We start from the raw sequence: 20925 nt of genomic DNA, 5'->3' as shown, positions 1-20925 counted from the left end.
AGCGGCACCCACGCGGTCCCGCTCGGCGTCGTTCAACTGGTATGGGCGACCAGCTTGTCCACCGTTTCGGGGAAGAAATCAGGCGCTCCAAGGCGCTTGCCGAACATCATATCGTACTGCAGCAGGCGGAAATCGCGGATCGCCGGGTCGATCGCCTTCTGCCGGGCCCAGTCCGGGGTTGCCTGGCCCTCCGGCGTCAACAGGAGATTGCGGTCGACGACACTGTAGCGCTCGCGCATCTCGCCAAGAAATCCGGTGTAGTAAGGGTGCGTGATGCCGGCGGTCTTGAGGATGTGATAGGGCAGGAAGGCGGGGCTGACCGCGCCCATGTCCTCGGCTGGTCCGGTCTTGTTTGACCAGACAATCAGCGGGGTCTCATGGTGCAGCAGTGCCGCCTCGGTCGATGGCTCCTTGCGCGGCGCGACATTGTCGGACATGAAGCCGGTTTCCACATAGACCGGTCCAAGCGGCGGCAGATGGTCTCCGAAAAAGGCGATCACGGTGGGTCGCGAGCGGTTCTTCGCCCACTCGACCAGGCGCTTAAGTCCCTTGTCGGCGTCGGATGCACCCTCCGCGTAGGAGAGCAGCGAGTCTCGCGCCCACTGGCTGGTCAGCGCGTGAACCTTGTGGGTTGGGTTGTCGTAGCGGTAGGGCTCGTAAGGACCGTGGTTCTGCAGGCTGACGGCGAAGAAGAAGAACGGATCGTCGGTGGCGTCGGCTTCGCGAATGATCTCGTCGGTCATCGCGGCATCCGATGCCAGCGGCCCGCGCTTTTCCAGCGGCGGCAGATTTTCCTCCGATTTGAAATCATCGAAGCCGAAATCCGCATAGACCGGCGTGCGATTCCAGAACCAACTCGTGCCTGGGTGAATGGCGCGCGTCTCGTAACCCTGGCTCTTCAGGAATGTCGCCATGGACGGCACCGGGGCGCGGACATATTGCTGGTAGGGAATGCTGCCCGCCGGCAGGAAGGCATTGGAAAATCCGGTCAGCGCCTCGAACTCGACATTGGCGGTCATGCCGCCGAACTCGGGGGAAAACATGGAGCCTGACCGCAGCGAGCGCGCATTGGGGATCGGGTCGGGGGTAATGACGACACCGGGCAGCTTGGTCGGATCCCAGAAGGACTCGCTCATGACGATGATGATATCGGGCTTTTGATCGGGTACCGAGGCCGTCACTTCAGTCCTGTCGATGGCCGCGATCGCCTTGTCGGAATAGCCTGCCGGTGCCGAGACATGAGCCATCGGAACATTGAGGGCGAAGGCCAGCGCGAAGCCGTTGGAGGCGTAATTTTCCTTCTGGTCCCACATAATGGGAATGATCTGCAGCCGATCCCGGGTCCATGAGAAGGTGGCGTAGTCCATGATCGAAACGAAGAATGCGAGCAGCGGCACGGCCAGCGTCAACCGCGCAAGGCGGCCTTTGCGGCTGAGCGCGGGAACCTTGCGGCGCCAGAGCCGCCAGCCATAGATCAGCAGTGACAATCCGCCGATGATGCCGATAGCCATGGCCATGGCGGTCATCGGCCGGTCGCGAACCAGCAGCGGCAACAGGGCAACGATCTGCCGGGCATAGAGAAAGTCTGTTGGATAGAGCGGATCGCCGAGATAGAGCGACTTCTGGTGGCCGACAAAAGCCAGCGACAGCGTCAGCGGCGCCACGATCATCAGGCCCTGGTGGCTGCGGCCGAGTATGGCATCAAGACCGATCAGGATCAGTGCGAACACCACGATCGTGGTCCAGCCCGGCTTGAAGGGCTGGAAGAAGAACGACACGGTGCCGAGAAGATCACCACGCACGATCCACTCGATGGCAAACACCAGAATGGCGGAAGCGAGCAGGCTTACCAGCCCATAACGCAGGGTCGGCCAGGTCTTGCCGGGCAAATAGCCGGTGGACGGATCGTCCTCCAGGAACTGTGGCGCGGCCTTGCGGGCACCTTTCAAACTCTTAGCCACCTTGTGGATTCCCCGGTCCGCAACAAAAATGTCACGCGATTGTCATTGAACTGTCACGAAAAGCTAGCGCCTGTAGCGAAAATGAGAAGAGCCAGCAAACGAATCGTGTTCGATTTTCATCATGAGTGATCGCGAAAAAGCCTGTAGGAACAGATACTCGGCGGGTGATCGCGGCCTGAAGTGAGTTCACACCGGGCTTGACTTGGTTGCCTGCCTTGCGTCACAGGCAGGAAAAACCAGCCGTTGGAGCCGAACATGGCCATCGCATTCACCTTTCCGGGACAGGGCAGCCAGGCTGTCGGCATGGGCAAGGACCTCGCCGACGCCTTTCCGGAATCGCGCCTTATCTTTCAGGAAGTCGACGATGCTCTCGGCGAAAACCTGTCGAAGCTGATGTGGGAAGGACCGGAGGAAACGCTGACACTGACCGCCAACGCGCAGCCGGCTTTGATGGCGGTTTCGCTGGCCGCTGTCCGGGCGCTGGAAGCGGGAGGCTTTTCGCTAAAGGACAAGGTTGCCTATGTCGCCGGCCATTCGCTGGGCGAATACTCGGCGCTGGCCGCTGCTGGTTTTGTCTCGGTCGCCGATGCCGCCCGGCTGCTGCGAATTCGCGGCAATGCCATGCAGGCGGCGGTTCCGGCGGGCGAGGGCGCCATGGCGGCGATCATCGGGCTGGAGCATGCCGATGTCGAAGCGGCCTGCGCTGAAGCCGCCAAGGGTTCGGTCTGCCAGGTCGCCAACGACAATGGCGGTGGTCAATTGGTCATCTCTGGCGCCAAGGCCGCGGTCGAACTGGCGGCGAAGCTATGCACTGAAAAGGGCGCCAAGCGTGCCTTGATGCTGCAGGTGTCGGCGCCTTTCCACTCGGCCCTGATGGCGCCGGCCGCGAACGTGATGTGCGAGGCACTGGCCGGTGTGACAAAGAACGCGCCGGTGGTTCCGGTCATTTCAAATGTTTCCGTCACAGCGTCGACCGATCCCGATGAGATCGCCCGTCGCCTTGTCGAGCAGGTCACCGGGCGGGTACGCTGGCGCGAGACCGTGGAATGGTTTGGTGCCAATGGCGTCACCTCGCTTTACGAGATCGGCGCAGGCAAGGTGCTTTCCGGGTTGGCGCGCCGCATCAACCGCGACATCGCCACCAGCGCGGTCGGCACCGCGGCCGAGGTCGAGGCCGCATTGGCAACACTTGCATAATCCAACGCCATTTGATCCCATCCCTGTAAAGGGTGTTCTCTTCTCAATCAGGAGACAAAAATGTTCGAATTGACCGGCCGCAAGGCGCTCGTCACCGGCGCATCAGGCGGCATTGGCGAGGCGATCGCACGAGTGCTTCACGCGCAGGGCGCCATCGTCGGCCTGCACGGCACGCGCATCGAGAAATTGGAGACGCTGGCGGCGGAACTCGGCGACCGGGTCAAGCTGTTTCCGGCCAACCTGTCGAACCGCGACGAGGTCAAGGCGCTCGGCCAGAAGGCCGAGGCTGATCTCGAGGGCGTCGACATTCTGGTCAACAATGCCGGCATCACCAAGGACGGGCTGTTCGTGCGTATGTCGGATGCCGACTGGGACGCGGTGCTTGAAGTCAATCTGACCGCCGCGTTCAGGCTGACCCGAGAACTCACCCATCCAATGATGCGCCGCCGCCATGGCCGGATCATCAACATCACTTCAGTGGTCGGCGTCACCGGTAATCCCGGACAGGCGAATTATTGCGCCTCCAAAGCCGGCATGATCGGCTTTTCAAAATCGCTGGCGCAAGAGATCGCCACGCGCAACATCACCGTCAACTGCGTTGCTCCGGGCTTCATCGAATCGGCAATGACCGACAAGCTCAACGACAAGCAGAAAGAGGCGATCATGGCTGCGATCCCGACGCGCCGCATGGGCACCACCGCCGAAGTGTCATCCGCGGTCGCCTATCTCGCCTCCAACGAAGCCGCCTATGTCACCGGCCAGACAATTCATGTGAATGGCGGCATGGCGATGATCTGAACCATGTTCCAAGGCATTGCGGTACCCTGTGAAAAGAGACCATTTCGTCTTGGACCTTAGCCAATTTTCGTGTAATGCGGCCCGCAACCCGGCGGTTCGGGCAAAAACCGGTCTGTTGCCGTTGCGTTTCAGGCAGGACCATCTTTCAGCTTGATTAGCGGCATTCTGCCCGCTAACGAAGACAGACAAACAAAAGACGAGGATGCCCAAAATGAGTGACACCGCAGAGCGCGTCAAGAAGATCGTCATCGAGCATCTTGGCGTTGATGCCGACAAGGTGACCGAACAGGCAAGCTTCATCGATGATCTGGGCGCGGACAGCCTCGACACGGTTGAACTCGTCATGGCCTTCGAAGAAGAATTCGGCGTCGAGATTCCTGACGACGCGGCAGAGACCATCCTCACCGTCGGCGATGCCGTGAAGTACATCGACAAGGCTTCGGCCTGACACTTTCCGCAGTCATCACCGGGGAGAACCTGCGATGAGGCGTGTCGTCGTCACGGGCCTTGGGTTGCTGTCACCATTCGGCATGGGCTTCGAGCACAGCTGGAAGGAACTTCTGACCGGCCGCAGCGCTGCCAAGCGCGTCACCGAGTTCGAGGTGGATGATCTTGCCTGCAAGATCGCCCACGTCATCCCGCGCGGTGACGGCAGCAACGCAACCTTCAATCCAGAGGCCGTGCTCGAGCCAAAGGAACTGCGCAAGATCGGCGACTTCATCCTTTACGGGATCGCGGCCGCCGATGAAGCGCTGAAGGATTCCGGCTGGGAACCGAAGACCCACGAGGAACAGTGCGCAACCGGCGTACTCATCGGTTCCGGTATTGGCGGCATTGAGGGCATCGCTGAGAACGCGATGATCCTCAAGGAGCGCGGTCCGCGCCGCATTAGCCCATTCTTCATCCCCGGCCAGATCATCAATCTGGTCTCAGGGCAGGTCTCGATCCGGCATGGGCTGAAAGGCCCGAACCATGCCGTCGTTACCGCTTGCTCAACCGGCGCGCACGCCATTGGCGATGCTGCCCGGCTGATCATGTGGGGCGATGCCGACGTAATGGTCGCGGGTGGCGCCGAAGCGCCGGTGACGCGGCTGTCGATCGCCGGCTTCGCCGCATGCAGGGCGCTGTCGACGGAGCGCAATGATTCACCGCAGACGGCATCACGCCCCTACGACCGCGACCGCGACGGCTTCGTCATGGGCGAGGGCGCCGGCGTTGTCGTGCTCGAGGAACTCGAACACGCCAAGGCGCGCGGCGCCAAGATCTACGCCGAGGTGACGGGCTATGGCCTCACTGGCGACGCACATCACATCACGGCACCCGCTGAAGACGGCGATGGCGCTTTCCGTTGCATGACAGCAGCGCTGAATCGCGCCAAGCTGACGCCCGCCGATATCGACTACATCAATGCACATGGTACCTCGACCATGGCCGATACAATTGAGCTCGGCGCCGTCGAGCGGTTGGTCGGCAACGCCGCATCCAAAATTTCGATGTCGTCGACCAAGTCGTCCATTGGTCATCTGCTGGGTGCCGCGGGGGCTGCCGAGGCGATCTTTTCGATTCTCGCAATCCGTGACAATATCGCGCCGGCGACCATCAACCTCGACAATCCCGAGCGCGAGACCGCAATCGATCTGGTCCCGAACAAGCCGCGTGCCCGTCAGATCGACGTTGCGCTGTCCAATTCCTTCGGCTTTGGCGGCACCAACGCTTCGCTGGTTTTCCAGCGCTACAATGGTTAGCTGGCCTGCCGACCGGCGCAGCCCCGCCGTGTCGTCAATTTTGCCATATTCACCCCTACTCTGCCGCAGGGGATTCGTTGAGAGATCGAACGGTAGGGCGCAATGAACACAAATCCGGCGGGCAACGGAGAATTCGGGCAACGGCCAACGTCGGGCCCGATCGTGCCGAAGACGGCCAACGAGGCGCTGCGTCCCGAAGCTGGAACGCCGCCGCCGAAGCGCTCGCGTGCTTCGCGCAGCCAGGTCGTCGTGTTCATGAACTTCGTCATCTCCTCGGTGATGCTGATGGTTCTGGCCGCCGGCGTCGCACTCTATTTCGGCAAGCAGGAATTCACCGAAGCTGGCCCATCGGCCAATGGCGACACCTTCCTGGTCAAGCCCAACACCGGCGTCCAGGACATCGCCGACCAGCTCGAACGGCGTGGCTTGATCAGCGACGCCCGGGTGTTTCGCCTTGGCGTCCGTGCGTTTGGCAACGACTCCGCGCTGAAGGCCGGCGAGTATGAGATCAAGCCGAAAGCGTCCATGCGCGACATCATGGAATTGCTGAAGAGCGGCAAGTCGGTGATGTATTCGCTGACCATTCCCGAGGGACTGACGGTCGAGCAGGCACTGCAGCGCATCGCCGAGGAGGGCGCGTTGAGCGGCGACATGCCGGCCGCCGTTCCCGCCGAGGGCAGCCTTGCCACCGATACGCTGCGCTTTACCCGTGGCGCGACGCGCCAGCAGATGGTCGACAAGTTGCTGGCGGATCAGAAGAGACTGGTCGACGACGTCTGGCAGCGGCGTGCGCCGGACCTGCCATTGGCCAACATTGAAGAATTCGTCACGCTGGCATCGATCGTCGAGAAGGAAACAGGCAAGGGCGACGAGCGTTCGCGCGTTGCCGCCGTGTTCATCAACCGATTGGCCAAGGGCATGCGCCTGCAGTCCGATCCGACCATCATCTATGGTCTGTTCGGCGGCAAGGGTAAGCCTGCCGACCGGCCGATCTACCAGTCGGACATCCAGAAACCGACACCTTACAACACCTACGTCATCAACGGCTTGCCACCCACGCCGATTGCCAATCCAGGCCGTGCGGCGCTTGAGGCTGTCGCCAATCCATCAAAGACCGATGATCTCTATTTCGTCGCCGATGGCACAGGTGGGCATGTCTTCGCGGCGACGCTTGACGAGCACAATGAGAATGTCGCGCGCTATCGCGCCTTGCAGAAAAAGCAGGCCGATGATGCCGCCAAGGCGGAGGCTGCCAAGCCCGCCGCCGACAAGGCGGGCGCGGATAAGGCTGGCGCCGCTGCTGACAAGCCGGATGATGGCACTGGCGATGACGGCGGCGATGGCGACGCCGGGACCACCACTGCCCAGTGACGCCGAACCGCGGCGTGATATAAGGCACTTTGATTTTTCACACCGCGTGTGATCCTTTCCGCAAATCGCTTCGGTTTGCGGGGATCGCGTGCAGGGGGTATTTGAGCACTATGAATTTGCAGAGCATGACCGGTTTTGCGCGTGCGGTGGCCGAGCATGACGGCACGTCGATCGCGTGGGAAGTGAAGTCCGTCAACGGCAAGAGCGTCGAGATAAGGTTGCGTCTGCCGCAGGGGTTTGAACGGCTGGAGCCGGCGGTCCGGCAGACGATCCAGAAGCGGTTCGCCCGGGGCAATTTCCAGGCGACGCTGACCATTGGCCGTGCCGCTGGCGCTCAGGCGCAACCGGTGGTCAACGAAGCCTTTCTGAAGGACTTGGCCGGGCTCGCCAAGCGGCTGCAGGAGCAGTTCGGCGCCGCCCCGGCCACGGCTGACGGGCTGCTTTCCCTGCGCGGTGTTCTCGACATTCCCGAAACCATCGAAACGGAAGAGGCACGGGCGGCGCTCGATGCAGCGATCACCGCCGCGCTTGACCAGGCGCTTAACGGGCTGGAACAAGCGAGGCTTGGCGAAGGCGCGGCATTGGCGGCGTTGCTGTTGGGCCATATCGATGCCATCGAGGCGCTGACTTTGCGTGCCGAGGCGGATCCATCGCGCGAGCCGACGGCAATCCGTGAGCGTATCGCCGAACAGGTTCGGTTGTTGATGGACGCGTCCGCCAATCTGGACGCCAGCCGGCTGCACATGGAGGCAGCGTTCCTGGCCACCAAAGCCGACATTCGCGAGGAGATCGACCGGTTGAAGACGCATGTTGCGTCAGGCCGAGCACTGCTCAAGGGCGGCGGCGCCATCGGCCGCAAGCTCGATTTTCTGGCACAGGAATTTAACCGCGAATCGAATACGCTGTGTTCGAAGTCGAACGCTGCCGCGGTCACCGCCATCGGGCTGGACCTGAAGGCGGTGGTCGACCAGTTTCGTGAACAAGTCCAGAATCTGGAGTAGCCAATGGTTGCCAAGGATTTGGGGTCCCGCATCCGCCGCCGGGGCCTGATGCTCGTATTGTCGTCGCCGTCCGGCGCCGGCAAGTCGACGATCGCGCGCAATCTGCTGGAAAGCGACTCCAGTCTCGAACTGTCGGTTTCGGTCACGACGAGACCGCGCCGGGGCAGCGAGATCGAAGGCGTTCACTACCATTTCCGCACCATGCGCGAGTTTGAGCGGCTGCGTGATTCCGATGCGCTGCTCGAATGGGCCGAAGTGCACGGCAATTGCTACGCGACACCGCGCGAGCCAGCCGAACTGGCGCTGGCGCAAGGCCGCGACATGCTGTTCGACATCGATTGGCAGGGCGCCCAGCAGCTTAAGGAAAAGATGCGTGCCGACATCGTCTCGATCTTCATCCTGCCGCCATCGATGAAGGAATTGAAGGCGAGGCTGAAGCGCCGCGCCGAGGACCAGGAGGCTGTGATCGAGACGCGGCTGAAGAACGCCCGCAACGAGATCGAGCACTGGAAGGAATACGACTTCGTCATCGTCAACGACGATCTTGATCGTGCCTTTGCCGAGGTGCGCGGCATCGTCGTCGCCGAACGGCTGCGTCGTGACCGCCGTCCAGGCCTGTTCGATTTCATCTCCAGCCTGCTGGATGAAAAGACGAGCTGAAGCCTTCTCCGATCGGGAAAGGGCTACACAGCGTTGGTCAGCCGCACGAATTCCTCGACGCTGAGCGTTTCGGCGCGCCGCGTCGGATCGATGCCGGCACGTTCGAGCAATGCCTCGCCACCAAGGCTTTTCACACTCTGCCGCAGCATCTTGCGGCGCTGGCCGAAGGCTGCCTCGGTGACGCGTCCCAGTCTCTTCACATCAGCGGGCAGGGGAGCGGCGCGCGGCACCAGATGCACCACAGAAGAGGTTACCTTGGGGGGCGGCGTGAAGGCCTGCGGCGGCACGTCGAAGGCGATCCTCGCCTCTGTCCGCCAGCCGGCAAGAACTCCCAGCCGGCCATAACTGTCGCTACCGGCGGGCGCAACGATGCGCTCGGCCACCTCGCGCTGGAACATCAAGGTCATCGAGGTGTAGAACGGCGGCCAGTCGCTGATGGTCAGCCAACGCACCAGCAACTCGGTGCCGATATTGTAGGGCAGGTTGGCGACGATCTTCACTGGCTTGCCATCTCTGGATGCCTCACCGGCAAGTGCCGCGAAATCAGTCTTCAGCGCATCGCCGGAAACGACGTCCAGCCGGCCTGGATAATGGTCGGAGACTTCGGCAAGCGCGGCGAGGCAACGCTCGTCGCGTTCGATGGCGATGACGCGCTGCGCACCGTTCGACAGCAGTGCGCGGGTCAGCCCGCCGGGGCCGGGGCCGACTTCGATCACGGTTGTGTTGGACAGGTCGCCGGCGGTGCGGGCGATCTTTCCGGTGAGGTTGAGGTCGAGCAGGAAATTCTGGCCGAGCGCCTTCTTCGCCTGCAGCCCATGGCGCTCAATCACTTCGCGAAGCGGCGGCAGCCCGTCGATGCTCATGCGCTAGCCGCCCTCTTGTCAATATCGGCCAACTGCCTGGCAAGCCGCAACGCGGCCATCAGGCTATCGGGCCGCGCCAAGCCCTTGCCGGCGATGTCGAAAGCCGTGCCGTGGTCTGGCGACGTGCGGATGAACGGCAGGCCGAGCGTGACGTTGACGGCCTCATCGAAGGCCAGCGCCTTGGCCGGGATCAGCGCCTGATCGTGATACATGCAGATCGCCACATCATAGCTGGTCCGCGCGCGAGCATGGAACAGGGTATCGGCGGGCAGCGGCCCGAAAGCGTCGATGCCTTCGGCGCGCAGACTGTCGATCGCCGGGCGGATGATGCGCTCGTCCTCAAGGCCCATCGAGCCGCCTTCACCGGCATGCGGGTTAAGGCCCGCCACGGCAAGCCTGGGCTTGGCGATGCCGAAGCGGTTGGCGAGATCGGCGGCGGTGATACGTGCGGTGGCGACAATCAATTCGGTGGTCAGCGCCTTCGGTACCTCGGCCAACGCGATATGGATGGTGACCGGAACCGTGCGCAGGTCGGGACCAGCAAGCAGCATCACCGGCATCACCTCGACGCCGCTGTGACGTGCCGAGAGATGCGCCAGGTATTCGGTGTGGCCGGGAAAACGGAAGCCGGCATCGTAGAGCGGCTTCTTGGCGATGGGGCACGTGACGACCGCGGCGGCCTTGCCGGCGAGACAGTCCGCGACGGCGCGGTCTATGGCCTCTATGGTGCCGGCGGCATTGGCCGGATCTGGTCGGCCGGGGCTGTCGACGAAGCGTGCATCCAATGGAACAACGGGCAGGGCACGCGAAAAGAGCCCCGCTGCAAGTTCTGGTGTCGTCTCGATGATCGGCGCTGAAATGCCAAGCTGGCGCGCCCGCGCGGTAACCAGTGCGGGATCCGCGAGAAGATAGAACGGTGGTAAGGCGGCATCGTCGCGTGCCTGCCAGGCAGCAAGCGCTATCTCCGGCCCGACGCCGGACGGATCGCCGACGCTTAGCGCCAACGAAACCCCTGCATTCCCCACGTTCGTGCCGATTTCAGCGTTTGACGATTCGGGCTTTCGCCTTCAACTCGTCGACATATTTCTTGCTGAGCTCGTCAGCATTCTTGTCCCCGGAGCCTTCGCCCTGGAACACCATCTGCGCGACCTTGTCGTCGGATACTTCGCGCGACGAACAGATGCCGATGAACTCGATGCCGCGGTCGGTCGCGCGCGTCACAGTTGCCCCACCCACCTTGGTCGCCTTGATCTGTTCAGCCCAGTCAGGCGGCAATTGCGGCGCCAGGACCCGGCCCAGATCGCGAACTGTGACGTCGATCAGGCCCTTGGCGAATTCGCGCGTCGTGTTGCAGCCGTTGAAGCGGGCGCGCATGGCATCGGCCTCGCGCTTGCGCTTGGCCAGGGTCGCATTGCGTTCGGCCGCCGGCACGACGAAGATGACTTGCTGCAGCATGTATTCGGTGGCGCTCGGCTTGGCGCCGCCCTTCTCGAGCATCTTCCTCACGATGTCCTGTTCGCTGACCGCGCCAGTGCCATCGCCGGATCGGTAGCGTGCGCTCAGAGCCTGATTCCAAGCCATCTGCGCGCGAATGAATTCCTTGAAGTGGTCCCTGGTAACGCCGGACTTCTCCATCACGCCATCGAGCTGGTTGAGCTGCATCTTGTTGCTTGAGGCAAAGCGCTGGTAGGCGGCCTCGACTTGCGCGTCGCTGATACGGATACCGAGGCGTTTCGCTTCGGCCAGACGCAACGTCTGATCGATCATTTCCTGGGCGGCATCGCCCTTTTTGTGCTGCAGCTTCAGAAATGCCGCGCGGTGCGCGATGTCACCGGAGGTGAGCGGGATATCGTTGATGACATATTTGATCTCGCTGGCGAAGGCCGGCGGCGTCATGACAGTGAACGAGACAGATGTCGCCGCCACAAGCAGCGCAAATCCTGCCGAAAAGAGGTATTTCCGCATCGAAATCATCCCAATTCCACCCCGATATCGACCCAAGTCCATCCCTGTATCAGGTCAACGATACCCCTGCCTGCGTTATGCGGCAAAACGATGTCGCCAGCTGATCGCCCGTTGCCGGGCGGTCGTCCGTTATTGGATCGCGCCGGCAGCGCTGCTCGATGAACCGAAATCACCCAGCGTACGGAAGGACAGGTTGAAGCCGATGTTCTGCGTCACTTCCCTGGTGTTGAGGTCACGCGACTGCGAATACGTCATCAGATAGGTGAAGCAGGAGTCATTGTAGGCAAAGCCAACGCCATCACTGACCAGCAGGCTTTGCTGCAGATCATAGGTTCCGGTTCCAAAAACACGCCAGTTTTCAGCGAGATGGGTCGACGCACCGAGCGTGACTTCGTGGCGGTCGGTGGTGAAGCCGTAAAGCGGCTGCGCCTGGATGAAGGCGTATTTGGCACTCAACGACACCGGAAGACCGGAGAAGGCGGCTTTCACTTCAGCACGGCGGACTTCAAAAGTCTGTTCGTCGAAACGCCCGCTGACCGATGCGGAGAACCCGTTCGGGCTGTTGACGCCGAACAGGCCGACATAATCCGATGTGGCCTTCTCGAGGCCCGAATAGGCGCCCACATTGACGAGATCAGGCGCCGCGAACGAGTTCTGGCCCCCAATCTGGTAGGACTGGCCAAACAGCGCGTTGGTGCCCCAGCCATTGTTGTAGGAGCCGGAATAGCGCAGGCCGACATTGGCTCGTGAGCCACCCTCGACACGGTCATAGCCTGAGAACTTGTCGCGCTCGAACAGCGTGGTCGCATCGAAGACGAAGCTCTGCGCGTCCTCGTTGGGAACCGCGAGCCCGCCGACATATTGTTCGTTCGGTCGGACGAAAACCTGCGCCATGGGCTCAAGCACGTGGCTGGAATTGGCCATGGAGAACAGCACCGGCCAGCGCATTTCAAGCCCGGCGGTGGCCATGTAGCGTGCGAACGAGGATCGCATGTCGGCGTTCGTGCCTATTTCCGGATTAATCGCCATCTGAGCAATGGCAGTTAATGAGGCCGATGAAGCCCGGACATAATCGGCGTCGCCGCTCAGTGCCAGCAAGGGGGTCAGCACCAACCCGCCGTCGGTGGTGAAAGTGCGCTTCCACTCAGCCTCTGCGGTAAGGCGACCGGATTCACCTGCTATGCCGCGAACACGCTGCACGGGGGTAAGGGGATTATATGGGGTGTCGAAAGTCTGATCGAGATCATCGCGGCGGATGACCCGGGCATTGACGTTGAGCGACAACTGCCCGCCAGCGACCGATACATCGGGGATATAGGCATAGTCGAGCGAAGGCAGCACCCACGGCTGCTGGCCGCTACGCGCGGCGGGATTGCTGTTGAGCGTATCTTCCTGAACCTCGAAATGCATCGCGCGTAGGTCGAAATAGTTACGGCCGTTGAGCCCGTTCAGGTAGACCGACGATTGATGAACGCCTTGGTTATATTTGTCGATGTTGTAGGTGTTGGAGAAGTTCTTGTCGGTTTGCAGCAGGACGTCCCAGCCGAAATTCCAGCGCGGGTTGATAGCGAACTGGCCTTGGGTGCCCATCATGCCGCGGAACTTGTTCGGATCGCCCGCTTCGCCCGAATCGACGTTGTGGCCAGCACTGCCGGGGAACGCGGCGTTGTCGATGAAGCCGTCGGGGTTTTTCTGCCGAATGCCAGCGATCTTCAGGCTGTACTCGCCATTGTTGAAGCGCTGCCGCCATTCAGCCTCGCCAAGAAAGCCCTGCTTGGTATAGCCGCCCGCCGTGACCGTGAGGTCGTATGTCGGCGAAAGCGCGAGATAATATGGAATCTTGGCGCTGTAGCCCAGGTGGCTGTTGTAGCTGATGCTCGGAATCAGGAAGCCGCTCTTGCGCTTCACCGTCGGGTCGGCGATCTCGAACGCTGGCAGGTAGGCAAGCGGAAAACCGAAGAATTCGAAATTCGCGTTCTCGAAGCGAACCGTCTTTTTCTCTCCGTTCCAGATGATCTTTCTGGCCTTGATGCGCCAGGTCGGCGCTTTGTTGGGCTTGTCTTCGCACGGCTCGCAGGCGGTGTAGACGCCATTGTGGAATGTGGTCAGGACGCCGCCCATGCGCTCGGCGCTTTCGGCGGCGAAATAAGCCTTGTCGACGGTTTCGACGCGCAGCGCGTTGACGAAGCCATCGGCGAAATCGTCGGTGACGTCGATATGATCCGAATTGATCTTGGTGCCATCGCTGTTGACAAGCTCGACATTGCCGCTCGCGACCAGGCGCTTGGTGGCGCGGTCATATTCGACCCGCTGAGCGACGAGGCGATTGCCGCCGTAGTCTATCTGCACGGCGCCGACGGCGGTCACCGTCTGGTTGTCGTTGTTGTAGACAAGCGTATCGGCGGCGAGCAGCATCTGCGTGCCGTCTGGAACCTTGGCTCCCAAATCACCGACTTGCTGCGCAAACGCAGGGGCCGCCGGGGCGGCGCAGGCGAACAGGCACGCCAAGGCGGTCGCCGCATAGAGGCGCGCCAAACGGGCCTGCCTATTGCTGGGCAAAAACGCCTCCCTCACTAGCCGTCTTCCTTGTATAGCAGGAAAGTCACCCCGAAGAACATAGCTACTATAACCGGCACCCAGGCAGCCACGACAGTAGGCACGAATCCCGCCACGCCGAACGCCTTCACCAGCACCGAAACGACATAAAGCAGAAAGCCAGCGATGATGCCACCCAGAATCATCGTCGCGGATTGTCCCATCCTGGCAAATCGCATTGAAACTGTTGCCGCAATCAGCGTCATGGCGACGAGAAGGAACGGCAACGCCACCAGAGAATCAAACTGCATGGCGAAGGCATCCGCCTTCAGGCCGAAGGAGCGGGCAACCTCGATCTTGCCGGGCAGGTCATAGAACGGAATGGTTTCCGGGCGCGCCAGCCGCTCCTGCACGAATTCCGGTTTGAGATTGGTTGGCACGCGATCGTTTGCCGCAGGCTTGATGATGCCATCCTTGAAGGTCTTTACGTCCTGCAAATCCCAATAACCGTCGCGCAGGAAAGCCCGCGCCGCGTCCTTGCGTTCAACGATGTTGCCTTGCGCATCGAGAATGAAGAAGACGGCGTCGGCCATCTCCAGACCCTGGTTCAGGATGGCGCGTGCGCCGATGATGGTGTCGCCGGAACTGGTTTTCTGCCGAATCCAGGGTGCTGCATCAGCCGAAACGGTGTTGGATTTGCCGGAACGCAGCTCGGTCTCGATCTGCTCGGACAAGGAAAAGGCATGCGCGGCGAGCGGGTTGATGACACCGACCGACAAGGCGCCGAACAGCAGTGCACCGATGCAGCATGGCAACAGAAACTGCCACGCGGAAACGCCGGCGGAACGGGCGATGACCAGTTCATATCTTCGATTGAGTGAGACCAGCGTCGCCATGGCGGAGAAAAGGCCGACAAACGGCACTGTCTGCAGCATGATCATCGGTATCCTGAGCGCGGAAATGGCCACCGCTGTCCCATAGGTGAAACCGGGCAGGCCGGTTGTGCGGCCGGACAACTCGGTGAAATCGATCAGGAACACCAGCGCCAGCAGGCCGATGAAGAACCAGAACGTGATTGTCACGTAGCGGAAGAAAAAATATCGGCCCAGCGTCCAGCCCATCAGCTGACCCCTTGCCCGGATGCGCCACGCCCAAACAAACGCGCCTTGATGGCGTTCCAGCCGTCACCCATGCGGGCAGTCAGATTGGTCATCCCGTCTGCCCAGGCCACCGGCAGTTCCATAGTGCGGTTTGAGACGATGAACCAGATCGCCACCGCCGATGCGACGATGGGAATACCATAAACCATATAGGCGTATTGCGGCACGTCGTCGGCCTTGCTGGCGGCAAAGAACCCAAGCCAGCGCACGAACAGCGATATGGTGATGGCCGTTATCAGCGGATTGACGCGTGCTTCACGATGCGAGCGCGCATCTCCCGCGACCGCCAGCGCGATCAGCGCGAAGACCAGCGAATATGTCCATTCCGAAAAACGCTGGTTGACCTCGGCTAGGTACTCGTTCGGACTTTGCTGGTAATTCTTGTCGTTGGGGCTCGGATTGAGCAGATATTGGGTCGTCTGGTCCTTCGGCATCAGCGTCACCGCGGAAGCCGCCGACATGAAGGCGGACATATCGAAGGCATAGGAGGTGAACCGGATGACCGACAGATCACCGGTCAACGTTTTGCGATGGATGACGCCGTCATTCATCATCAGCACCTTCTCGCCGGCGCGTTCGATGATGCTTCCGGTCTTGGCGTAGTAGACGAGATTGACGCCCTCTTCGCGCGAATCGGCGACAAAGATGCCACCCAGCCGGTTCTCGGGAAGCCGCTCGCCGATCTGCAGGAACAGGCCTTCTTCGATCTTGCGGAACGTGCCTTCCTGAATGATCAGCGACAACAGGTCCGCGCGCGACGACGCGATCAAAGCGCGGTTTTTCTGGCGCGCATAGGGATCAATTCCGTTGTCGACGGCGAAGGAAAAGACCGCGGCCGCGAGTGCCAGAAGCATGATCGGCCGCACGATCGTCCAGCGCGAGGCGCCGGCCGCGTTGACGACGGCGAGCTCGGAATCCGAGTTCATGGTGCTAAGCGTCTGGGCCACGGCCACGACCAAGGCAAAGGGCACGACGATCGGGACGATCGAAGGGAGAATGAGGCCGGCGACTTCGAAGAAGGTAAAGGCTGACTGGCCGCTGTCGGTGACAAGGTTGATCTTGGCCAACACCTGCGTCGTCCACACGATGGCCAATGTCCAGACAAGCGCTGCCAGGAAGACCACGAAAGCGCGGCGCATGATGTAGCGTTCAACGACCTTCATGAAGGCTTTTCTCGATTTTCTCGAACGGCATCATGCCACCTGACAAGGTAGCCGTCCGGCGACGCCCGCACAACTGGTTCCATCGGCGGTTTTCATGGGCGGCTCGATCTGGCTCCCGTTCCATATCACGCGCCCCGATGACCTGGAGTGTCGGCGGCAATGGATAATAAACGGCGAACATCGATGGTTAACAACAGGTTGCGGCAGGAAGCGGGGCCGTTCCGCGACGAATCGCCATCGATTCCATCCGCCATATGGGGTGCGATCTCGGCAAAGTCTTGCCAAATGCTGGAAAACGACCAAATGTCGCGCGATCTTGAAAGCCGCTTCATCGTGCATTAGCGCCACTCCCCGAAAGCAGGACATAATGACTTCGAGACCTTCGATCGCCTTCGCTAAATTTGCCGCACCGAAAAAGGGCAGCGTTTTCGTGCTACCGGCTGATGACGGCGGCCTGGGCGAGACGGCAAAGGCATGCGACCCGGCAAAAACACTTGAGCGGGCTTTTCCCATCGCCGAATTCACTGCCAAGCTTGGCAGTGTCGTCGAAATCCTGGCGCCGGAAGGCACATCGCTCGACAGGCTGGTGGCAGTCGGCGCCGGCAAGGTCTCGGGGCTCGATGAATACGCCTGGATGAAACTTGGCGGCACCATCGCGGCGTCATTGCGCAAGGCCACGGACGTGGCTGTGGTACTCGAAATTGTCGGTGCTTCGCCAAGTGGGAAGGACGCGGCAAATCTGGCCGCGGGCATTCTTTTGCGCAGCTATGTCTTCGACAAGTACAAGACGAAGAAGGACAAGGACGACACCAAGGGAGACGCGAAAAGGCCCGCCAAGGTGACCATCCTGACCGCGGATCCGGCTGCCGCGAAAAAGGCCTTTGCCGACATGGAAGCCGTGGTCGACGGCGTGCTTCTGGCCCGTGACCTGGTCAATGAGCCGGCAAACGTGCTTGGACCAGTGGAATTTGCCGCGCAGGCCAAGGCGTTGGAAGCGCTCGGCGTCAAGGTCGAGATTCTGGCCGAGAAGGAGATGAAAAAACTCGGCATGGGCTCGCTGCTTGGGGTCGCCCAGGGCTCGCCGCGTGGGGCCCGTATGGCTGTCATGCAGTGGAACGGAGGCAAGGCCAAGGACAGTCCAGTCGCTTTCGTAGGCAAGGGCGTCACGTTCGACACCGGCGGCAATTCGATAAAGCCGGCATCGGGCATGGAAGACATGAAGGGCGACATGGGTGGCGCGGCAGCGGTGACAGGGCTCATGCACGCGCTGGCCGCGCGCAAGGCCAAGGCCAACGTCGTCGGCATCATCGGGCTGGTCGAAAATGCCGTCGATGGCCATGCGCAGCGGCCCGGCGATATTGTCACTTCGATGTCGGGGCAGACCATCGAGGTGCTCAACACCGACGCCGAGGGCCGTCTCGTGCTGGCGGACGCGCTCTGGTATTGCAACGACCGTTTCCAGCCTAAATTCATGGTCAACCTGGCCACGCTGACTGGCGCCATCATGGTGGCGCTCGGCCAGCACTATGCCGGCCTGTTCTCCAACAATGACGAACTGGCTGAGCGGCTGACGGCGGCCGGGCAAGCGACGCAGGAGCGTTTGTGGCGCATGCCGCTTGGCGCCGAATACGACAAGTTGATCGATTCCAAGAATGCCGACATGAAAAACATTGGCGGCCGCTACGGTGGCGCCATCATCGCCGCGCAATTCCTGCAGCGCTTCGTCAAGGATACGCCCTGGGCGCATCTTGATATCGCCGGCACCGCGATGGGCTCGCCGTCGAACGAGATCAACCAGTCATGGGGCTCGGGCTTCGGCGTCAGGCTGCTTGATCGGTTGGTGCGCGACAACTACGAGGGGTGAGGAACTTCAAGGCGCGACCATGACCGACGTCCTCTTCTACCACATGACCGAATCAACGCTCGAGGATGCCCTTCCCGGCCTTCTCGAGCGCAGCGTTGATCGCGGTTGGCGCGCGGTCGTGCAAACCGGCACCGAGGAGCGGCGCGATGCGCTCGATCAGCACCTGTGGACCTTCCGCGATGATTCGTTCCTGGCGCACGCGACCGATCGCGAACCCCATTCCGAGGATCAGCCGGTTCTGCTGACCACCGGTGACGGCAACCCGAATGACGCCAAGATCCGCTTCCTTGTCGACGGTGCGTCACCCTCGGACCTCGGCGCGTACGAGCGTGCCGTGTTCCTGTTCGATGGTCACGACAGCGGCCAGGTCGCCGCGGCGCGTACGCACTGGAAGACGATGAAGGACGCCGGCCACGCTGTCACTTATTGGCAGCAGACGTCCGACCGCCGCTGGGAGCGCAAGGCGTAGCAAGGCTCACTTCGGCCAAGGAACGCATCCGCGACGGCGGCAATGCCAGATAGTTGCAAGGGACCATCCGATGCGCGCTCTCTTTCTGCTCATCCTGCTTGCCGGCGCCGGTATTGGCGTCGTCTATCCCTTTGCGATGGCCAATTTCTCCGGCCACGAGATCGGCAGCTGGCGCGTCTATGAGCAAGGCAGGTTCAAGCCGGCGACTGTGTCATTGAAGGCTGGTGATGCACCCGTGCGTGTCCTGGTCGACCTCACCGCCAGGGCCGAGCGCATCGTTTCCCAGCAACGCGCCGTGTTGACCATCACCGCTGGCACCGGTGGCCGCACTGTTCTCGCCGATACGCTGCGGTTCAATCACTCCGATCCACGCGAGGCGAGCCCGCAACTGCCGGACAAGATCTTCCGCGACGAAGCCGGTCTGATCACCGATGTCACTGACGGCGCCTATACGTTCATCGTTGGGCCGGGCGATGCCGAGAGCATACCGATGCGGACGGTCGATCTCATCTTGCGCTCCGGCGCGGGTGAGGTAGACCGGCGCGCGCGGCCGGTGGGTTTCTCGCTGATGGCAATCGGTCTGATCGGCCTGGTGCTGGCGTTCCGTTTCGGCGGAGGTGGTGGCCGTCCGGAAAATCCGAATTCGCAGCCGCCTCCACCGCGCTGGGGCAGGGGGTCAACTTGAACTATCGTCACGCCTATCACGCAGGAAATTTCGCCGATGTCGTCAAGCATGTCGTGCTGACGCGCCTGCTCGAATATCTGAAGCAGAAGGACAAGGCGTTTCGCGTCATCGACACCCATTCCGGCATTGGCCGCTACGATCTGTCTTCGGTCGAGGCGCAGAAAACAGGCGAATGGCAGGGCGGCATCGGCCGGCTTGTCGACGCCCAATTGGGCAAGCTCGCGGCTGCGCTTCTGGCTCCCTATCTCGATGCGGTGCGAGCGCTCAATCCCGATGGCGGCGTGAAAAAATATCCAGGCTCGCCGCTGATTGCCCGGCACCTCATGCGCAAGCAGGACCGGCTGTCGGCGATCGAACTGCACCCGAAGGACGCCGCGAAGCTGAAGGCGGAGTTCGATGGTGATTTTCAGGCCAGGGTGATCGAACTCGACGGCTGGCTGGCGCTTGGTGCGCATCTTCCGCCTAAGGAGAAGCGCGGCCTTGTCCTCATCGATCCGCCTTTCGAGGAAGAGGGGGAGTTCGGCCGTCTCGTCGACGGGTTGGTCAAGGCGCACAAGCGCTGGCCAAGCGGTATCTATGCGCTGTGGTATCCGATCAAGGACCGCAAGGCGGTGATCGCTTTCCGCAAAGCCCTCAAGGAGACAGGCATTCCGAGGGTGCTCGATATCGAGTTCGAGATCAGGCCGTCGTCGCGAGAGCCTAGCCTTGATGGCAGCGGCCTTGTGGTGGTCAACCCGCCCTTTACCCTCGAAGGCGAACTGCGCACGCTGCTGCCGGCCTTGCACAGGTTGCTCGTCGTTGGTCGGCCGGCCGACTGGACGCTGAATTGGCTGGCGGGGGAGCTGGCGCCGTGACCGAGAGCCGACAGGCCCATTGGCAGGGCGTCTATACCAAAAAGGCCGAGGCCGAAGTCAGCTGGTTCGAGGAAAACCCGGATCTTTCGCTGGATCTGATCGCCGGGGTCGCGCCAACGAAGGATGTCTCTGTCATAGACATTGGCGGCGGCGCGTCGCGATTGGTCGATGGCCTGCTCGATCGGGGCTTTGAACACGTTGCTGTGCTGGATGTTTCCGAGGCCGCCCTTTCGGCAGCGAAGAACCGTCTGGGCGCGCGGGCCGCAAAGGTGGATTGGCTTGTCGCCGACGCAACGGAGTGGCAGCCCTTGCAAACCTTTGATGTTTGGCATGACAGGGCGGCGTTTCATTTCCTCACCGACGGACAGGATCGTACCGCGTATCTCGTCCGTATGAGGCGGGCTGTGAAGGAAGGAGGCCACGCAATTATCGCGACCTTTGCACCGGACGGACCCGAGCGTTGCAGCGGCTTGCCTATCGTACGCTACGATGCGGCGAGCCTCGGCCAGACGCTCGGACAAGGATTCGAGCTGATTGGCGCGCAAAATCATGTTCATGTGACGCCTTGGGGAGCAACTCAGTCATTTCAGTTCAGCGTGTTCCGCCGCACCGCTTCGCTTTAGGTCGGCGCGCG

At 61.6% G+C, this 20925-nt stretch carries 20 protein-coding genes; 12 read left to right on the top strand and 8 right to left on the bottom strand.

The window, feature by feature from the left end:
• Nucleotides 1-32: 32 nt before the first annotated feature.
• Nucleotides 33-1961 (bottom strand): LTA synthase family protein, encoded by a 1929-nt coding sequence (locus tag GA829_RS26515; RefSeq protein WP_195175535.1) that lies wholly within the window; start codon nt 1959-1961, stop codon nt 33-35.
• A 255-nt stretch (nt 1962-2216) separates the two neighbouring features.
• Between GA829_RS26515 and fabD the strand changes: the two genes are divergently transcribed.
• The 7 genes from fabD to gmk all read left to right on the top strand — a co-directional run bounded on the left by fabD (nt 2217) and on the right by gmk (nt 8733).
• Nucleotides 2217-3158 carry an ACP S-malonyltransferase gene (fabD, locus tag GA829_RS26510; RefSeq protein ID WP_195175534.1) on the top strand — a complete coding sequence of 314 codons (942 nt, stop codon included), beginning with the start codon at nt 2217-2219 and terminating at the stop codon, nt 3156-3158.
• 60 nt (nt 3159-3218) lie between these two features.
• Entirely contained in the window at nt 3219-3956 is a 738-nt protein-coding gene (gene fabG, locus GA829_RS26505) for a 3-oxoacyl-[acyl-carrier-protein] reductase (RefSeq protein WP_195175533.1), read from the top strand.
• 211 nt (nt 3957-4167) lie between these two features.
• Nucleotides 4168-4404, top strand: a complete 237-nt coding sequence (locus tag GA829_RS26500) for an acyl carrier protein (RefSeq protein ID WP_006203723.1) — start codon at nt 4168-4170, stop codon at nt 4402-4404.
• A gap of 34 nt (nt 4405-4438) precedes the next feature.
• Nucleotides 4439-5701 (top strand): beta-ketoacyl-ACP synthase II, encoded by a 1263-nt coding sequence (gene fabF / locus GA829_RS26495; RefSeq protein WP_195175532.1) that lies wholly within the window; start codon nt 4439-4441, stop codon nt 5699-5701.
• A 102-nt stretch (nt 5702-5803) separates the two neighbouring features.
• Complete coding sequence (gene mltG, locus GA829_RS26490; protein ID WP_195175531.1) at nt 5804-7072, top strand: endolytic transglycosylase MltG; 1269 nt, start codon at nt 5804-5806, stop codon at nt 7070-7072.
• Nucleotides 7073-7182: 110 nt separating this feature from the next.
• Nucleotides 7183-8073 (top strand): YicC/YloC family endoribonuclease, encoded by an 891-nt coding sequence (locus tag GA829_RS26485; protein WP_195175530.1) that lies wholly within the window; start codon nt 7183-7185, stop codon nt 8071-8073.
• 3 nt (nt 8074-8076) lie between these two features.
• Nucleotides 8077-8733: a guanylate kinase gene (gene gmk / locus GA829_RS26480; RefSeq protein WP_195175529.1), complete on the top strand. Its 657-nt coding sequence runs from the start codon at nt 8077-8079 to the stop codon at nt 8731-8733.
• Between the two features lie 23 nt (nt 8734-8756).
• Here gmk and rsmA read toward each other — a convergent pair whose 3' ends face one another.
• The 7 genes from rsmA to GA829_RS26445 form a co-directional block, all read right to left on the bottom strand.
• Nucleotides 8757-9596: a 16S rRNA (adenine(1518)-N(6)/adenine(1519)-N(6))-dimethyltransferase RsmA gene (rsmA, locus tag GA829_RS26475; protein ID WP_195175528.1), complete on the bottom strand. Its 840-nt coding sequence runs from the start codon at nt 9594-9596 to the stop codon at nt 8757-8759.
• Nucleotides 9593-10621, bottom strand: coding sequence for a 4-hydroxythreonine-4-phosphate dehydrogenase PdxA (gene pdxA / locus GA829_RS26470; RefSeq protein ID WP_195175527.1), 1029 nt, complete (start codon nt 10619-10621; stop codon nt 9593-9595). The genes rsmA and pdxA overlap by 4 nt, the downstream gene beginning before the upstream one ends.
• 13 nt (nt 10622-10634) lie before the next feature.
• A complete protein-coding gene (locus GA829_RS26465; protein WP_195175526.1) occupies nt 10635-11570 on the bottom strand; it encodes a peptidylprolyl isomerase in 936 nt (311 codons plus the stop codon).
• A gap of 120 nt (nt 11571-11690) precedes the next feature.
• Nucleotides 11691-14135: an LPS-assembly protein LptD gene (locus GA829_RS26460; RefSeq protein ID WP_195175525.1), complete on the bottom strand. Its 2445-nt coding sequence runs from the start codon at nt 14133-14135 to the stop codon at nt 11691-11693.
• Nucleotides 14135-15220, bottom strand: a complete 1086-nt coding sequence (gene lptG / locus GA829_RS26455; RefSeq protein WP_195179814.1) for an LPS export ABC transporter permease LptG — start codon at nt 15218-15220, stop codon at nt 14135-14137. The genes GA829_RS26460 and lptG overlap by 1 nt, the downstream gene beginning before the upstream one ends.
• Nucleotides 15217-16419, bottom strand: coding sequence for an LPS export ABC transporter permease LptF (gene lptF, locus GA829_RS26450; protein WP_195175524.1), 1203 nt, complete (start codon nt 16417-16419; stop codon nt 15217-15219). Before lptF ends, lptG begins: the two co-directional genes overlap by 4 nt.
• 125 nt (nt 16420-16544) lie before the next feature.
• Nucleotides 16545-16751 carry a hypothetical protein gene (locus GA829_RS26445; RefSeq protein ID WP_195175523.1) on the bottom strand — a complete coding sequence of 69 codons (207 nt, stop codon included), beginning with the start codon at nt 16749-16751 and terminating at the stop codon, nt 16545-16547.
• A gap of 35 nt (nt 16752-16786) precedes the next feature.
• Between GA829_RS26445 and GA829_RS26440 the strand changes: the two genes are divergently transcribed.
• The 5 genes from GA829_RS26440 (at nt 16787) to GA829_RS26420 (ending at nt 20914) form a co-directional block, all read left to right on the top strand.
• A complete protein-coding gene (locus GA829_RS26440; protein ID WP_195175522.1) occupies nt 16787-18283 on the top strand; it encodes a leucyl aminopeptidase in 1497 nt (498 codons plus the stop codon).
• Nucleotides 18284-18302: 19 nt separating this feature from the next.
• Complete coding sequence (locus GA829_RS26435; RefSeq protein WP_195175521.1) at nt 18303-18752, top strand: DNA polymerase III subunit chi; 450 nt, start codon at nt 18303-18305, stop codon at nt 18750-18752.
• 70 nt (nt 18753-18822) lie between these two features.
• Nucleotides 18823-19437 (top strand): hypothetical protein, encoded by a 615-nt coding sequence (locus GA829_RS26430; RefSeq protein ID WP_195175520.1) that lies wholly within the window; start codon nt 18823-18825, stop codon nt 19435-19437.
• On the top strand, nt 19434-20291 hold the full coding sequence (locus GA829_RS26425; protein ID WP_195175519.1) for a 23S rRNA (adenine(2030)-N(6))-methyltransferase RlmJ: 858 nt from the start codon (nt 19434-19436) through the stop codon (nt 20289-20291). Before GA829_RS26430 ends, GA829_RS26425 begins: the two co-directional genes overlap by 4 nt.
• Nucleotides 20288-20914: a class I SAM-dependent methyltransferase gene (locus GA829_RS26420; protein ID WP_195175518.1), complete on the top strand. Its 627-nt coding sequence runs from the start codon at nt 20288-20290 to the stop codon at nt 20912-20914. The genes GA829_RS26425 and GA829_RS26420 overlap by 4 nt, the downstream gene beginning before the upstream one ends.
• The last annotated feature ends 11 nt before the right edge of the window (nt 20915-20925 follow it).

The sequence above is a fragment of the Mesorhizobium sp. INR15 genome, from assembly GCF_015500075.1.
Classification (GTDB): domain Bacteria; phylum Pseudomonadota; class Alphaproteobacteria; order Rhizobiales; family Rhizobiaceae; genus Mesorhizobium.
Note: the sequence above shows the minus strand (reverse complement) of the source record. Positions and strands in the feature narration are given on the sequence as shown.